The following is a 16,168-nucleotide window of genomic DNA, read 5'->3' as shown; positions in this document are numbered from 1 at the left end:
CCTCGGTCACGTGCGCGAGGGCAGGGCGATGCGGGTGGCGGCACCACCGGCGCTCAGCAGCCACGCTCGCGCGCGACCGGGCTCGCAGTAGGGCGGCAGGCCACGCTGTCCGGTGAGCGTGCGGTACTCGGGCCCGCAGGTCGCATCCACGACGAGGTCGTGGTCGGAACGCACCGCGCTCAAAGCCCGCCAGTGCCTCTGCCACTCCTCGGCGTCACCGGCGACCATGACGGGCGCGTCCGTCGCCCACTCCCCCGCTCCGGAGTACTCGTCGAGGGAGAGCAGACGCACCCCGGCGCGCTCCCACTCCGCGAGTGCCTCCCGGGCGGCCGGCGATCGCCGCAGGACGAAGCCGGTCAGCGCACCGCTCGGATGCCAAAGCTGCGGCGGATCGCTTCGCAGCGCTGCCGGGGGCTGTGTCATCGCGACCTGCACCGAGCGGCCGTCGAGGCGTCCGCGCCCGGGCGGACCGCCGGGTGCGTAGTGCGACGGATCGCCGCCTGCCGCGATGTGCTCTGCGCGCGAGGATGCCGCCAGGACCAGACGCCGCGGCAGAAGGTCGGCGATCCGGGCCGCGCCGCCGTTCAGACGCTGCGCCGCGGCGACCACGAGGAGCTCGGCCTCGCCCGCACCGCGTACGAGTCGTTCCAGCCGTTCCAGGAGTTCTCTCGCATAGTCGGGTGGCAGTGTCGATGCGAGCGCATCGAGGTCATCGATCAGGAGCAGCGAGCCCGGTTCGGATGCGCGCTCCGACAGGCGGTCGACGGCATCCCAGACGTCCTCTCCGCTGCCGGCGACCCGCACGACCGGACCGTGCGCCTGAACCGCGAGCGTGTGCAGCACGGTGGACTTGCCGCTGCCGCCCGACCCGATGACCAGCATCCCGCGCTCCTGCCTGCGCAGGCCGACCGGGCGCTGGCGCTGAAGGTCCGGCTCATCGACGAGACCAAGCAGCAGCGTGTCACCCGCTTCGTCCGCGAGGGCGGCGAGATCCTCGAGGTCGATGCGGGTGGGGAGCTCGGGAAGCCACGGTCGCCGCGGGCGCGGGCCGGCCGCGGACGCAGTGATCGCCTCGCGGTCGGTCGGTGACGAGAGCGCGATGCGCACCTGCCTGGGCGAATGGTCGGCCGCCGTCCGCACCAGGGCGAGGCCGCGCGCGTCCGGTCCGCCGGGCAGCATCGCCGCCTCGTCGGTGCCGATCACTGCCCGGCTGTCGGTCGGGTCGGTCACCCGGAGGCTGATGCGGAGGGGGCAGTTGGCGAGCAGACTCTCCCGCACGACTCCGGCCGGCCGCTGAGTGCCCAGCACGAGGTGCATGCCGAGCGCGCGTCCGCGGGCGGCGACATCGGTGAACACCGCGTGCAGTTCGGGATGCTCGCCCAGGAGGGCGGCGAATTCGTCCACGACGATCACGAGCCGCGGCACCTCCACGCGCGGATCCTGCACATCCCGCGCTCCGACGCGAGCGAGCTCCCCCTCGCGCCAGCGCACTTCAGCCCGCAGGCTCTCGATCGCCCGTCGCGCTCCCGTGCCGTCGAGATCGGTGATGACGCCCGTCACATGAGGAACGCCCGCGAGCGCGTCGAATGCCGTGCCGCCTTTGAAGTCGGCGAGGAGGAAGCTCACCTCCTGTGTGGAGTGCGCCGCGCACAGTGCCAGGATCCACGTCACGAGAAGTTCGGACTTGCCCGAGCCGGTGACCCCGGCCACCACGGCGTGCGGGCCGTCGGCGACCAGATCGATCACGCACGGCTCGCCGCCCTCGACGCCGATGACGGCCGGCAGGGTGCCGCGCGTCGCGGGCGGCGCATCGCTCAGCAGCGACCCCAGCGCGACCGGTCCGGACGCACCCGCGGAACCCTGCAGCTGCGCGGCCCGGGCGATCAGCCCGTCGGTGAGGGCGAGCGCCTGGGCGCTCCCCAGCGCCTCCACCGCGATCTCGCGCACCTCGCCGCCGGCATCCAGCTGCGCCCGGCCTGGCGAGCGCACCGTGAGGACCACTCCGCAGCCGGGTGGCCGAGGCGCGGAAGGGTCGACGCGCACGATCGCGAAGTCGGGCGCACCTGTGATCGGCTCACCCGGCGCCCCCAGCGCCAGCTGCAGACCGGAGCCGGACCGCCGATGCGGCAGACGCTCGGCCCAGGCGCTCTCGCCTCGCAGCGGGCCCACGATTCGCAGCTCGCCCGGGGGCAGCGCCATCGCCAGCTGCAGGACGAGCGCGCGCACGACGGCGCCGGCGACGACCGGGGTGCCGATGACGGCGATGCCGGATGCCGGTGGCACGAGGATCGGCGCGTCGTGGAGCGTCGCTGCCCGCGCGCGGATCGCCACCGACGCGGCATCGGCGCCGCCTCCGGTGACGCGCAGATCACTCGAATCCGCGCCGGAGCCGAGGACGAGCATCTCCCCCCTTCCCGCGACGGGACGCCAGATCTCACCGTCGTTCGCGGCGAACACGGCGACATCCGGATGCCGCGCCCACCGCCGCGCCCGCTCATCGGCGTGGCGCTGCCCGATCTGCCGATCCACGTGCTCACGCGCGGCGCGCGCCTTCTCCTGCGCACGGCGTCGATCGCGCCGCGCCCCGCGCGCACCGTCGGCGAGAGTCGCACCGGCGATCAGAGGACCGAGCGCGGCGAGCCAGAGCGAGAGCACCGAACCCGTGACGAGCCATAGGGCCACGGCGCCGAGTACCGGGACGACCGACGCGAGCAGCGGGACCGCCGGCCGCGAAGGCGGATTCCAGGGTGGCGGGAGCTCGAGCGGCTCGGTGTGCGCAGCGGCCGCCGGGCGGAGCGGGCCGGCGCTCGGGCGCGGAGTGGGGGCGAAGGTGTGCACTCGCCCAGGTAAGCAGCGCGCGCGGCGCCGCGGAGGCGGCGGATGTCACCGGTGGAAGGCGGTGCGGCGCGCTCAGGCTGGGGAGGAGTCGCTGACCACGACGGCCTCGTGCGCGGGATCCGCGGACGAGCGCACCGACACGTCGAGCACGATGATCGTGATGTTGTCGCGGCCGCCATTCTCGAGTGCGGCATCCATCATCGCGGCGATCGCGTCGGCAGGATCGGCGTTCGCGATGAGAAAATGCTGGATGCCGTAGTCGGTGAGCTCCTTCGTCAGACCATCCGAGCAGATCACGAAGCGATCGCCGTCGACGACGTCCAGACGCACGTAGTCGGGCGCGACGCTCTCGCTCGGCCCGACCGCGCGCGTGATGACATTGCCGTACGGGTGGTTCTCGGCTTCTTCGGGGCTGAGCCGACCGGCGGCGATGAGCTCCTGCACGACCGAATGATCGGTGGTGATCTGCTCGATCAGCCCATCGCGCATGAGGTAGACGCGGGAATCGCCGATGTTGAGGGTGACCCACTGCGGGGGGCCGTCGCTGAGGTCCAGATAGACGCCGGTGACGGTCGTCCCGGTGCCGTCATCGGTCGTCTCGGAGTGCGACGCGATGTCCTTGACGGCGCGGGAGAGCGCCTTCTCGATGGTCTTCGGTGTGACCGGGCCTGCCTCGACCACACCGCCGAGCCGGTCGACCGTGCTGGCGCTGGCGATCTCGCCGCCGATATGGCCGCCCATGCCGTCGGCGACGATGAAGAGCGGGTAGCTCGTCAGAAGCGCGTCCTGATTGATCTCGCGGCGGCGGCCCGTATGCGTGACCCCGGCCCAGGACAGTTCGATCGTCCCGTCCGCCACCGTCACCGATCGGGAGTGGGTGGATTCTTCGGGCACGCCCTATCCTCCCCGGTAAGCCGACAACAGCGGCGACGCGACCGGTGTGGTCCTGTCGACGTGCTGACATACTACTGGACTCCTCGAAGGCCGCCCGGGTCGCAGGGCCGACGAGCGCACCACCGACCTCAGGCCGGTTCGCTCCGAGCGAACGAGATCGACACCGCGATTCACACGCGTGCCGCAGGATCTTCGACGAGCGGGAACAGCACGTCGATGAGGGCGAGGTCTGCATCTGACGGCGCCCACGCTCCCGCTGCGGCCGCATTGGCGCGAACCTGATCGGCGCTGGTGGCTCCGGCGATGACACTCGAGAGCGCGGGCCGCGAGAGCAGCCATCCGAACGTGGCCTCGAGCATCGTGATGCCCCGCTCGTCGCAGAACTCCTGGAAGTGCTCGAGCGCGTCCCACGGGGCGTTCTGCCACACATGCCGGCGCTGCATCATGATGCGGCTGCGCTCGGGACCGCCGGCGCGCGAGAACTTGCCCGTCAGGAGTCCGTTGTGCAGGGGGAAGAACGGGAAGAAGCCGAGGCCGAAGCGCTCGACGGCGGGCAGGACCTCGCGCTCCGCGGCTCGGGCGAGCAGGCTGTAGTGGTTCTGCGCGGAGATGAAGCGACTGCCGCGGTGCGGAGCGACGAAGTCCGCTTCGGCGATCTGCCAGCCCGCGAGGTTGGAGTGCCCGTAGTAGCGGATCTTGCCCTCGCTCACCAGGTCGTCCAGCACCGAGATCGTCTCGTCGATCGGGGTTGCGGCATCCGGAACGTGAAGCTGGTAAAGGTCGATCCAGTCGGTGCTCAGACGCCGCAGCGACGCCTCGATCGCAACACGCACATACGACCGCGATGTCTTCGCAGCGGCCACCGCATACCCCATGTCACGACCCGGGTGACCGAACTTCGTCGCCAAGACGACCTGATCCCGCCGACCGCGCAGGGCCTGGCCCATCAGGGTCTCGCTGAGCCCGGGCTCGCCGCCATACATCTCGGCGGTGTCGAGGAACGTCACACCCGCGTCGATCGCGGCGTCGAGCACCTCGACGGTTCCGGCGAGCGTCTCGGTGTTCGTGCCCGGTCGGCCGAAGTTGTTGCAGCCGAGGCCGACAGCCGAGACGAGGAGGCCAGACGTGCCGACACGGCGCAGCGGGACGGTTCTTTCGGGCGAAGTCATTGCCCCACGCTAACGCCCTCGGGCGCGGCGCGCGGCGCGCCCGAGTGCAGCGGCGCGAGAGCTCGAACGAAAGCGACGAGCCCCCACCACTGCGGCGGGGGCTCGTCGACGGTACTCGTGCGCTACGGGGCCGGAGGTGCGGGCGGCGCGGTCGGCGGTTCGGGCGCGGCGGGCGGTGTCACCGGGGGCTGCGGTGCCGCAGCGGGCGGCGCTGCCGACGGAGCCGGCGGCGGGGTGTAACCCGCGGGCGGCTCGTAGCCGGCCGGGGGCGGGTAGGCGCCCGGAGCCGGCTGCGTCACCGGGTTGGCCGGGTATCCTCCCGCAGGTGCCTGGCTGGGGATGCCCGCCCAGACGGTGCGGTCGGAGAGGAACCCGTTGTTCGCCCATGGAGCTGCGGGGATCGCGGTGTTCCAGCGCGACTTGTCGAAGCCCAGGATGCCGAGCCACACGATGCTGAGGAAGAAGTACAGGATCAGCCAGACGGGTTCCTTCTGCAGCTTGAGACCGACCCGCCACGCCGCCAGCAGCGTCACGACGAAGGCCGCGATGCCGATGATCGAGCCGAGGACGGGGATCCAGCCGAGCAGGATCGATGCGCCGATCGCGATCAGGATCAGCCAGGGGCTCAGGTCGCCGAGCTTGCTGAAGACCATGAAATTGTAGATCGGCACCCACGCGCGCCACTTGCCCTGCACGCCGGCCTTTTCGAAGATCTTCATCATGAAGACGGAGGTCAGAACGTAAGCGGCGATTGCGAAGATGAACCAGAAGATGGCGAGTCCCGCGTACAGTGCGATTGCGGTCCCGTCAGGATAGTCGTACATGGGAGTCCTCCCCGGAGAACGAACCACGACGCAGGGTCACGTCGGCACGGCATCCGCCCTGCGATTCACATGCTAGCGATGCGCCGTGCCGTTCGACAGGCAATTCATCGATACTCGCCATACGTGTCGCCTGTCGCTGACCGTTCGGAACGCCCGTCAGAACAGGGATCGAATCCACACCGGACACACCGAACGCACCGAGTACACCGAACGCACCGAGTACGCCGAGCGCACCGCAGAGAACATCAGCGCAGGCCCCGGAACCCGCAGAGTCCGCTCAGGCGAACAGTTCGACTTCGCCGGGTGCACCGTCGCGCAGCCGCACATCCTGCGTGGCCGCCCAGGCGTGCAGTCCGCGCAGCGAGCCGAAACGCGGCCGCTGCTGAGCCAGCTTGCGCATGAGCGCGCCCTTGGCGTGCTTGTTGAAATGGTTCAGCGCCCGCACCGCGCCGTCGGGTGCCTCGCTCACCACCCGGACGTACACCGATGCGACCGATGCCGGCACCGGACCGAGCGCCGCATAGGCCTCCGAGCGGAGGTCGAGCACGAACCGCGGCGCGAGATCCGCGAGGGCATCGGTCACCGCCGCGGCCCATACCCGCCGCAATGTCGCCGAGCCGGGAAGCGCTACACCCGCCGCCAGCCGGTAGGCGGGAATCCTGTCGAGCGCACCGACGGGCCCGAGCGGCGCGGTGTGGATCAGGACGTTGGCGCCGAGCCAGCGCCGGGCAGGCCCGTCGAGGGATGCCGCGTCCAGCGAGTCGTACAGCACGCCGGTGTACCGATCGATCGCCGCCATCGTCGGCGCCGCTCGCACCCGCGCATTCACCCCGACCTCGTCGAGCTGGGCGGCGCTGAGCCCGAGCACCCGCACCGCCGTCGCGGCATCCGTCGACAGCGCCTCGAGCGAGCCGAGAACGTACTCGCGCTGAGAACGCAGCTGCGGGAGCGCGAGCGAGTCCAGATCGAGCGCAGGCCGACCCCCTCCGGACCGCTTGGTCTCGGAGGGGGGAAGCAGGACCAGCAAGCTAGCTGATCAGGGCAGCATTGCCTGCGACGATCGTGACGACGTCACCCTCGACCGACAGGAAGCCGTCCTGGGCGTTCGCCAAGATCTTGGTGCCGTCCTCGAGCGTGATGCGCACTTCGCCCGCCGCGAGCACTCCGAGGACGGGCTCGTGACCGGACATGATGCCGATCTCGCCGATGACCGTCTTCGCGACGACGAGGCTCGCCTCACCCGACCAGACTTCGTGGTCGGCCGCGACGAGGTTCACCGTGAGCGCCATGATCAGCCGTTCTCCTTCTGGATCCGCGCCCAGTTCGCTTCGACGTCGGAGATGCCGCCGACGTTGAAGAACGCCTGCTCGGCGACGTGGTCGAAGTCACCCTTCACGATCGCGTCGAAGGACTCGATCGTCTCGGCGATCGGGACCGTGGAGCCATCGACGCCGGTGAACTTCTTGGCCATGTATGTGTTCTGCGAGAGGAACTGCTGGATGCGGCGTGCTCGCGACACGACCACCTTGTCCTCTTCAGAGAGCTCGTCGACACCGAGGATCGCGATGATCTCCTGCAGTTCCTTGTTCTTCTGGAGGATCTGCTTCACGGCCGTTGCGACACGGTAGTGGTCGGCGCCGATGTAGCGCGGGTCGAGGATGCGGCTCGTTGAGGTCAGCGGATCCACGGCCGGGTAAAGGCCCTTGGACGCGATCTCACGCGAAAGCTCGGTGGTCGCGTCGAGGTGCGCGAACGTCGTGGCCGGCGCCGGGTCGGTGTAGTCGTCGGCCGGGACGTAGATGGCCTGCAGCGAGGTGATCGAGTGACCACGCGTGGAGGTGATGCGCTCCTGGAGCACACCCATCTCGTCGGCGAGGTTGGGCTGGTAACCCACCGCAGAAGGCATGCGACCAAGAAGCGTGGAGACCTCGGAGCCCGCCTGCGTGAAGCGGAAGATGTTGTCGATGAACAGGAGCACGTCCTGGCCCTGCACATCGCGGAAGTACTCCGCCATGGTCAGTGCCGACAGCGCGACGCGCAGACGCGTTCCGGGCGGCTCGTCCATCTGGCCGAAGACCAGGGCCGTCTTGTCGAAGACGCCGGCCTCCTCCATCTCGTGGATCAGGTCGTTGCCCTCACGGGTGCGCTCGCCGACACCGGCGAACACCGACACGCCACCGTGGTTCTGCGCGACGCGCTGGATCATCTCCTGGATGAGCACGGTCTTGCCGACACCGGCGCCGCCGAACAGGCCGATCTTGCCCCCGAGCACATACGGGGTCAGAAGGTCGATGACCTTGATGCCGGTCTCGAACATCTGGGTCTTGGACTCGAGCTGGTCGAAGCTCGGAGCCTTGCGGTGGATGCCCCAGCGCTCGGTGATCTCGATCTGCTCGCCCGGCGCGGCGTTGAGCACCTCGCCGATCACGTTGAAGACCCTGCCCTTGGTCACGTCGCCGACCGGCACCGTGATCGGGCCGCCCGTGTCGCGCACTTCCTGACCGCGGACGATGCCGTCGGTGGGCTTGAGGGCGATCGCACGCACGAGGTCATCACCGAGGTGCTGCGCGACCTCGAGGGTGATCTCGTTCGACTCGTCGCCGATCACGATGGTGGTCTTGAGCGCGTTGTAGATGTCGGGAAGCGAGTCGTGCGGGAACTCGATGTCGACGACCGGACCGGTGACGCGCGCGACGCGTCCGACGACCGAGGTCTGTACGGCGGTGGCGGTGGGGGTCATTGTCTTCTTCTCTTTCGGAGTGGTTGTCTACTTCGCCGAGGACAGGGCGTCGGCCCCGCCGACGATCTCGGCGATCTGCTGGGTGATCTCGGCCTGACGCGCGTTGTTGCGCAGCCGCGTGTAATTGGTGATGAGCTTGTCGGCGTTGTCACTGGCCGACTTCATCGCCTTCTGCGTCGCGGCGTGCTTTGCCGCCGAGGACTGCAGGAGGGCATTGAAGATGCGGCTCTGGATGTAGACCGGCAGGAGCGCGTCCAGCACGGTGGCGGGATCCGGTTCGAACTCATACAGCGGGAACGTGTGCGTCTCGGCCTGCGCCTCGGTGGCCTCGACGACCTCGAGAGGAAGGAGCCGCACCGTCTCGGGGGTCTGGGTCATCATGCTGACGAAGCGGTTGTACACGAGGTGGATCTCGTCGACGCCGCCCTGCTCGCTGCCGCGCTCGAAAGCCTCGAGCAGCGTGTCGGAGATCTGCTCCGCGAAGCGGAACTCCGGAGTTTCAGTGTCACCCGTCCACTCCGCGGCGCTCTTGATGCGACGGAACTGGAAGAAGGCCACAGCCTTGCGTCCGACCAGGTAGTACGTGACTTCCTTGCCCTGCGATTCCAGCAGGGTCGCCAGCTCGAGCCCTTCGCGCATGATCTGCGAGTTGAACGCGCCGGCAAGACCGCGGTCGGACGCGAAGATCACGATCGCGGAGGTCTTGACGTCCCGCGCGGAGGTGAGCGGGTGATCGATGTTGGAATGCGTCGCCACAGCCGACACGGCGCGGGTGACCGCACGCGCGAACGGCGCGGACGCGCGCACGCGCGACATCGCCTTCTGAATGCGCGAAGCCGCGATGAGCTCCATCGCCTTGGTGATCTTCTTGGTCGTCTGAGCAGTGCTGATCTTCTGCTTGTAGACCCTCAGTTGTGCGCCCATAGTCCGTGTCCGCCGCCGCGCTACTTGCGGCGGCCCTTGACGATCTGCTCCTGGTTGACGTCCTCGACATCGGCCGCCTTGAACTCCTCGTGGCCCGGCTCGTCGATGTGCTGACCGCCGCCGCCCTGGAACTCGAGGATGAACTCGTCAACGACCTTGTCGAGCTCAGTGACGGTGTCGTCATCGAGCACGTTCGTCTCGCGCAGGCGATCGAGGATCGTCGTGTGGCGTCGAACGTGGTCGAGAAGGTCCCGCTCGAACCGCAGCACGTCCTCGACCTCGATGGTGTCCAGCTTGCCGTTGGTGCCCGTCCAGATCGAGACGACCTGCTCCTCGACCGGGTACGGCGAGTACTGCGGCTGCTTCAGCAGCTCGGTCAGGCGGGCACCGCGCGAAAGCTGACGACGGGATGCGGCATCCAGGTCGCTCGCGAACATCGCGAACGCCTCGAGCGAGCGGTACTGAGCCAGCTCGAGCTTGAGCGTTCCGGACACCTTCTTGATCGACTTGACCTGCGCGTCGCCACCGACGCGCGACACCGAGATGCCCACGTCGACCGCGGGACGCTGGTTGGCGTTGAACAGGTCGGACTGCAGGAAGATCTGGCCGTCGGTGATCGAGATCACGTTGGTCGGGATGTAGGCCGACACGTCGTTCGCCTTCGTCTCGATGATCGGCAGACCGGTCATCGAGCCCGCGCCCAGCTCGTCCGAGAGCTTCGCGCAGCGCTCGAGCAGACGGGAGTGCAGGTAGAAGACGTCGCCGGGGTAGGCTTCCCGGCCCGGTGGGCGGCGCAGGAGGAGTGAGACGGCACGGTAGGCCTCGGCCTGCTTGGTGAGATCATCGAAGATGATCAGGACGTGCTTGCCGTCATACATCCAGTGCTGGCCGATGGCCGAGCCTGTGTACGGAGCCAGGTATTTGAAGCCGGCCGGGTCGGAGGCCGGAGCTGCGACGATCGTCGTGTACTCCATCGCACCGGCATCCTCGAGCGCACCTCTGACGGAGGCGATCGTGGAGCCCTTCTGGCCGATGGCGACGTAGATGCAGCGCACCTGCTTGTCGACGTCGCCGGACTCCCAGTTGCTCTTCTGGTTGATGATCGTGTCGATCGCGATCGCGGTCTTGCCGGTCTGGCGGTCGCCGATGATCAGCTGTCGCTGGCCGCGACCGACCGGGATCATGGCGTCGATCGCCTTGATACCCGTCTGCATGGGCTCGTGCACGCTCTTTCGCTGCATGACGCCGGGTGCCTGGAGCTCGAGGGCGCGGCGACCGTCGGTGGCGACCGGCCCGAGGCCGTCGATCGGATTGCCGAGCGGGTCGACGACGCGCCCGAGGTAGCCGTCGCCGACGGCGACCGAGAGGACCTCGCCCGTGCGGCGGACCTCCTGGCCCGCCTCGATGCCCGAGAACTCGCCGAGGACGACGACACCGACTTCGTGCTCGTCGAGGTTCAGCGCGAGGCCTGAGGTGCCGTCGGCGAAGGTCACGAGCTCGTTGGCCATGACGCCCGGGAGGCCCTCGAGGTGAGCGATGCCGTCACCCGCGTCGACGACGGTGCCGACCTCGGTCGCTGCGGCGCCCGCGGGCTCGTACGCGGCGGCGAAGTCCTTCAGCGCGTCACGGATGACATCGGGGCTGATCGTTAGTTCTGCCATTGTGTTCCTTCGTTTCGAGGGGCCATGGCCCCAAAGCTTCCGCCCGTGCGGGAAATCTCGTGTCTAGCCGGCAAGCCGCTGGCGCAGATCGGTGAGCCGAGCTGCGACGCTCGCGTCGATGACGTCGTCGGCGATCTGCACGCGCAGACCGCCCAGGATGGAAGGGTCGATCACCGCGTTGAGTCCGACCTTCTTGCCGTAGCGCTGTGTCAGCACCGCACTCAGCCGCTGCGACTGCGCCGTATCGAGCGGCGTCGCCGTGACGACCGTGGCGACGATGCTGCCGCGCTGGTCGGCGACGAGGTCCATCGCGTGCGCGAGCAGCTGACGCACACGGCGCTCGCGCGGCTCCTGCACCAGCGACGAGACGATGAGGATCGTCGCATCGCTCGCGCGTCCGCGAAGCAGTGCCTCGATCAGCGCGCCCTTCGCGGTGTCGTCGCCGAGTCTGCTGCCGAGGGCGAGCTCGATCTCGGGGTTGTCCGCGACCAGGCGCGACGCGCTGAACAGTTCTCCGTCCACGTCCACGCTGGGCGCGGAGATGGCGGCGGCGCGCACGGCCAGCTCTTCGATGCCGTCGACGAGCTGGGACGCACTCGACCAGCGCTGCTCGACGGCCATCGTCAGGAGGGAGAGCGTCGTCTTGCCGAAGGCCGCACCGAACACGTCGGTCACGACGCGCGAACGGGCGGCGCGCGAGGCTGCGGGGTCGGCCAGCGCACCGCTCAGCTGCGGCGAGCCGCCCACGATCCGCGCCGCGGCGAAGAGCTCGCTGGCGGTGTCGAGGTCGACCGACGACGCGGCGTTCAACGCCGCCGTCGCCGCCGCAAGGGCCTGAGTGGTTGCGCTGCCCACTAGCTCGTCGCCTTCTCGGACGCTTCGAGCTCGGCCAGGAAGCGATCCACCACGGCCTGAGCCTTGGCGTCCTCGGACAGTGTCTCGCCGATCACGCCGCCGGCCAGATCGAGCGCGAGGTTGCCCACGTCCGACTTGAGCGACGCGAGCGCCGCGAGGCGTTCCATTTCGATCTGCGCCTGCGCGTTCGAGGTGATGCGCGCCGCCTCGGATGAGGCCTGGTCGCGAAGTTCGGCGATGATCGCCGACCCGTCGGCGCGTGCCTGCTCGCGGATGCGTCCCGCTTCGGCGCGGGCTTCGGCGAGCTGAGCCGTGTATTTCTCCAGCGCGGCCTGAGCCTCTGCCTGTGCCACCTCGGCGGAATTGATGCTGCCCTCGATCGCCGCGCTGCGGGCGTCGAGCATGGCGTTCAGGCTCGGCAGGATCTTCCAGATGAACAGCGCGAGGATGACGACGAATGCCAGCGTGCCCCAGACGAGGTCCGGGAGCGTGGGGAGAAGTGGATTGATCTCCCCCGCGTGGCCTTCGGCGAATGCGTCTAGCATTCGGACTCCTTCGGTCGGCAACGAGTGGTTACGGCGCGGGGAACGGGATGAAGGCGACCGCGATCGCGATGAACGCGAGCGCCTCGGTCAGGGCGATACCGAGGAACATGAGGCCGCTGAGGCGACCCTGCAACTCGGGCTGGCGCGCCACCGATTCGATGGTCTTGCCGACGATGACGCCGACGCCGATACCGGAGCCGATAGCGGCGAGTCCGAAGGCGAGGGGTGCGAGCTGTCCGACGACGTTCACAGGGATTTCCTTTCGAAGGGGTTGTTGGTCTAGCAGCCGGGGACGGGTCAGTGTCCGTCGGCCAGCGCCATCTGGATGTAGATGGCGGTGAGGATGGTGAAGACGTATGCCTGGAGCACCGCGACGAACAGCTCCAGAAGGGTGAATGCGATGCCGAAGGCGAAGGTGCCGACTCCGAGCAGGCCCAGCGGGTTGCCCGAGGCGAGCACGGTGAAGAAGAAGAAGTGCGTCGCGGTGAAGCAGAGCACCAGCAGCATGTGCCCGGCGACCATGTTCATCAGAAGTCGGAGGGCCAGCGTGATCGGCCGCAGGATGAAGGTCGAGAGGAACTCGAGCGGGATCAGCAGGACGTGCAGCGGCCACGGCACGCCGGGGATGATGAGCGAGTTCTTGAGGTAGCCGAGACCGTGCTTGCGGAACCCGGCATAGACGAACATCACGTAGGCGATGACGGCGAGGATCAGCGGCAGGCCGATGACGGAGGTACCGGCGATCTGCAGGCCGGGGATGATGCCGGTGAGGTTCATGCCGATGATCAGGAAGAAGAACGTCATCAGCACCGGCAGGAACCGCTTGCCGTCCTTCTCGCCGAGCGTGTCGAACACGATAGAGGTGCGCACGAAGTCGAGCATGTACTCGAGTGCGGCCTGACCGCGGGACGGGATGAGCTGCATCCGCCGTGTGCCGAGCCAGAGCCACAGCACGAGCGCGAACACCACCAGCAGGCGGATCAGCATGACCCGGTTGAGCTCGAAGGGGGTTCCGACGAACAGGAGCCCGGGCGGAACGAATTCGCCGATCGAGGGTCCGACGAATCCACCATCTGATTCGTCGGCCATGACGAGCGACAGTGCGGGGATGAGCATTGCGGTAATCAGAAGATTCTCCGGCGTCGGGCGTCCGAGACGGTGGGTGATCAGGGGGAGCGTGTGCGTTCAGCCTAGCAAAACTCTTGGGCCTCACAGGACACGCTCGAGGCCTCAGCGTCGTGGTCCGCGAGGCGTTGCGGGTGTGTTCAGCGGACCCCGTCCGGCGCGTCATCGTCGAAGCTCTGCGGCAGCGGCACATCGCCGACATACGGCACCCGCGCGCGCTGGAAGGCGATGACGTCGAACACGAGCGAGCCGACGACCGCGATGATCACCGTGACGAAGAAGATCGTGGGATCGAGCCAGGGCTGCGCCCGCAGCCAGATCGAGAGCACCACGAACAGCACGAGCTTCAGGAGCCACGAGCCCAGCACGATCCCGAAGAAGATGGGCGAACCCGGGTCGTCCTTCGTGGCGCGGATGGCGAGATGGATGCTGATCGAGGTGAGCGCGAGGAAGACGAGCCACATCGCCGCTCCGAGCAGTCCGCTCACAAGTCCGGAAAGGCCCGCGACGAGGAATCCGACCACCGCTCCCCCGATGGCGAGGATCCCGATCGCGATCGCCGGCCATTTCAGGCTGGACAGCACGCTGAAACTGCGTGGAACGGGCTGAGCACTCATCGGGTGGCCTCCAAGGTGGGGGGCTCGTCGTGCGCGGCAGCGACGACGGCGGGCTTGCGCCGCCACGAGGGCAGCAGGGTGACGACGAGGCACGCGCCGGCGCCGAAGACGCCGAAGACGACGCCGATCCAGTACTGGCCGGGCCAGTTCTCGCGCGTGCCGATGTACATGAGCAGGACGGCGAGGCTGAACACGGCCGTCCACGCGTAGAAGATCAGAACCGCGTCGCGGTCCGTGTGGCCCATGTCCAGCATCCGGTGATGAAGGTGCTTTCGGTCGGGTGAGAATGGCGACATGCCCGCGCTCATGCGCCGCACCACCGCGAGACCGAAGTCCAGCAGCGGCAGCAGCACGACCACGACCGGCAGCAGGATCGGGATGAATGCGCCGAGCAGCTGCGAGCGGCCGAAGCCCTCGGGGTCGAGGACCGTCGGTTCCAGCTGACCGGTGATCGCGATGGCCGAGGTCGCCATCAGCAGCCCGAGCATGAGCGCGCCGGAGTCGCCCATGAACAGCTTCGCGGGACTCCAGTTGAGGGGCAGGAACCCGATGCACACGCCGATCAGCACGGCGGCGATGAACGAGGCGAGGTTGAAGTACGTGCTGGAGCCGGTGTCGCGCACCAGGATGTACGAGTACGCGAAGAAGACTGCGTTCGCGATGAGGCACACGCCCGCGACCAGGCCATCCAGTCCGTCGATGAAGTTGACCGCGTTCATCACCACCACGATCGAGAACACCGTGAGCGTGAAGCTCAACCAGCTCGATCCGATGATCAGGCCGCCGATCGGCAGCGAGAAGATCTGCAGCTGCCCGAACCACGCGATGATCCCCGCCGCCAGGAACTGGGCGCCGAGCTTGATCATCCAGTCGAGGTCCCACAGGTCATCGGCCACTCCCACCACGACGATCAGGAGCGTCGCGGCGAGGATCGCGTACACCGGCGCCGGGTCCTTCCAGAAGATCGCGAAGTACGGATGCTGCGACGACACCGCGAACGCGGCCAAGACGCCCAGGAACATCGCCACGCCACCCAGTCGCGGGGTGGGCGTCTTGTGGACGTCTCGCTCGCGGATGCCGGGGTAGAGCTTGTACTTGAGGCTCACCCTCCAGACCGCCCACGACAGCGACAGGGTGATGGCGGCGGTCAACAGGATCGTGAAGACGTACTGCTTCACGCGCCGCCCGAATCGCCGTCGCGCATCGGATCGGGCTCGAGGAGGTCGCCGAGCACCTCGCGCAGCGCAGCCCGGTCCACCGCGCCCTCGCGCAGGACGCGGACCAGCGGCACCGAGCCGGTGACCAGGCTGGTCGCATCGATGATCGTGGAGGCGATCCCGGTCGCAGAGGGACCGCCGTCGAGGTAGACCGCCACCTTGTCGCCGAGCATGTGCTTTGCATCGAACGCGGTGATGGCAGCGGACTGGCCGGTCAGGTTCGCGCTCGAGACCGCGAGCGGACCGGTCTCCTCCAGCAGTTCCAGCGCCATGTTGTTGGCCGGCATCCGCACCGCGACGGTGCCGTGCGTGTCGCCGAGGTCCCAGGAGAGGGACGGCTGCGAAGGGAGCACGATCGTCAGACCGCCCGGCCAGAACGCCGCGACGAGCCGCTCCACGGCTTCGGGCACCTCGGCCACGAGTGCGCGGAGTGTCGCGTTGCCGGCCACGAGCACGGGCGGCGGCGACTGGCGCCCGCGGCCCTTGGCGTCGAGCAGCCCCTGGACGGCGCGTGCGCTGAACGCATCGGCCGCGATGCCGTAGACGGTGTCGGTCGGCAGCACGACGAGTTCGCCGCGCCCGATCGCCTGACGCGCCTGGCGCATTCCGGCAAGCAGCTGCGCCTCGTCACTGCAGTCGAATACAGGGGACATATCCGGATCAGTCTATCCGGCGGGGTCTGCGTGACCGGGGCGATCTGCTCTGGGCTCCGCCCCAGACCCCCGGCTCGCTGACGCACACCTAGGGACGGATCGCGGT

16 protein-coding genes are annotated in these 16,168 nt (G+C 68.5%); all 16 read right to left on the bottom strand.

The features are described from left to right. Window positions 1-6: 6 nt before the first annotated feature. A complete protein-coding gene (locus QZV84_RS06870; protein WP_292827314.1) occupies window positions 7-2,682 on the bottom strand; it encodes an FtsK/SpoIIIE domain-containing protein in 2,676 nt (891 codons plus the stop codon). 228 nt (window positions 2,683-2,910) lie between these two features. After that, window positions 2,911-3,732 carry a protein phosphatase 2C domain-containing protein gene (locus tag QZV84_RS06865; RefSeq protein WP_292827311.1) on the bottom strand — a complete coding sequence of 274 codons (822 nt, stop codon included), beginning with the start codon at window positions 3,730-3,732 and terminating at the stop codon, window positions 2,911-2,913. 170 nt (window positions 3,733-3,902) lie between these two features. Continuing rightward, window positions 3,903-4,901, bottom strand: coding sequence for an aldo/keto reductase (locus QZV84_RS06860; RefSeq protein WP_292827308.1), 999 nt, complete (start codon window positions 4,899-4,901; stop codon window positions 3,903-3,905). 122 nt (window positions 4,902-5,023) lie between these two features. Continuing rightward, window positions 5,024-5,725 (bottom strand): DUF5684 domain-containing protein, encoded by a 702-nt coding sequence (locus tag QZV84_RS06855; protein WP_292827305.1) that lies wholly within the window; start codon window positions 5,723-5,725, stop codon window positions 5,024-5,026. 277 nt (window positions 5,726-6,002) lie between these two features. Continuing rightward, window positions 6,003-6,752: a peroxide stress protein YaaA gene (yaaA, locus tag QZV84_RS06850; RefSeq protein WP_292827302.1), complete on the bottom strand. Its 750-nt coding sequence runs from the start codon at window positions 6,750-6,752 to the stop codon at window positions 6,003-6,005. 1 nt (window position 6,753) lies between these two features. Then, window positions 6,754-7,014: a F0F1 ATP synthase subunit epsilon gene (locus QZV84_RS06845; RefSeq protein WP_292827299.1), complete on the bottom strand. Its 261-nt coding sequence runs from the start codon at window positions 7,012-7,014 to the stop codon at window positions 6,754-6,756. A gap of 2 nt (window positions 7,015-7,016) precedes the next feature. Next, window positions 7,017-8,465: a F0F1 ATP synthase subunit beta gene (gene atpD, locus QZV84_RS06840; RefSeq protein WP_292827296.1), complete on the bottom strand. Its 1,449-nt coding sequence runs from the start codon at window positions 8,463-8,465 to the stop codon at window positions 7,017-7,019. Between the two features lie 27 nt (window positions 8,466-8,492). Further along, a complete protein-coding gene (locus QZV84_RS06835; protein ID WP_292827293.1) occupies window positions 8,493-9,389 on the bottom strand; it encodes a F0F1 ATP synthase subunit gamma in 897 nt (298 codons plus the stop codon). A 20-nt stretch (window positions 9,390-9,409) separates the two neighbouring features. Next, a complete protein-coding gene (gene atpA, locus QZV84_RS06830) occupies window positions 9,410-11,050 on the bottom strand; it encodes a F0F1 ATP synthase subunit alpha (RefSeq protein WP_292827290.1) in 1,641 nt (546 codons plus the stop codon). Window positions 11,051-11,113: 63 nt separating this feature from the next. After that, window positions 11,114-11,905, bottom strand: a complete 792-nt coding sequence (locus QZV84_RS06825; RefSeq protein ID WP_292827287.1) for a F0F1 ATP synthase subunit delta — start codon at window positions 11,903-11,905, stop codon at window positions 11,114-11,116. Then, on the bottom strand, window positions 11,905-12,450 hold the full coding sequence (locus tag QZV84_RS06820) for a F0F1 ATP synthase subunit B (protein ID WP_292827284.1): 546 nt from the start codon (window positions 12,448-12,450) through the stop codon (window positions 11,905-11,907). Before QZV84_RS06820 ends, QZV84_RS06825 begins: the two co-directional genes overlap by 1 nt. A 28-nt stretch (window positions 12,451-12,478) precedes the next feature. Beyond that, on the bottom strand, window positions 12,479-12,700 hold the full coding sequence (gene atpE / locus QZV84_RS06815) for a F0F1 ATP synthase subunit C (RefSeq protein ID WP_292827281.1): 222 nt from the start codon (window positions 12,698-12,700) through the stop codon (window positions 12,479-12,481). A 47-nt stretch (window positions 12,701-12,747) separates the two neighbouring features. Continuing rightward, the gene (gene atpB, locus QZV84_RS06810; RefSeq protein WP_292827278.1) at window positions 12,748-13,566 is read right to left on the bottom strand and encodes a F0F1 ATP synthase subunit A; all 819 of its coding nucleotides are present in this window, start codon (window positions 13,564-13,566) and stop codon (window positions 12,748-12,750) included. Between the two features lie 149 nt (window positions 13,567-13,715). Continuing rightward, on the bottom strand, window positions 13,716-14,192 hold the full coding sequence (locus QZV84_RS06805; RefSeq protein WP_292827275.1) for a hypothetical protein: 477 nt from the start codon (window positions 14,190-14,192) through the stop codon (window positions 13,716-13,718). Further along, window positions 14,189-15,370 (bottom strand): MraY family glycosyltransferase, encoded by a 1,182-nt coding sequence (locus QZV84_RS06800; RefSeq protein ID WP_292827272.1) that lies wholly within the window; start codon window positions 15,368-15,370, stop codon window positions 14,189-14,191. Before QZV84_RS06800 ends, QZV84_RS06805 begins: the two co-directional genes overlap by 4 nt. Continuing rightward, entirely contained in the window at window positions 15,367-16,062 is a 696-nt protein-coding gene (locus tag QZV84_RS06795) for an L-threonylcarbamoyladenylate synthase (RefSeq protein ID WP_292827269.1), read from the bottom strand. The genes QZV84_RS06800 and QZV84_RS06795 overlap by 4 nt, the downstream gene beginning before the upstream one ends. Window positions 16,063-16,168: the final 106 nt, after the last annotated feature.

The organism is Microbacterium sp., from assembly GCF_011620715.1.
In the GTDB taxonomy this organism is placed as follows: Bacteria; Actinomycetota; Actinomycetes; order Actinomycetales; family Microbacteriaceae; genus Microbacterium.
Note: the sequence above shows the minus strand (reverse complement) of the source record. Positions and strands in the feature narration are given on the sequence as shown.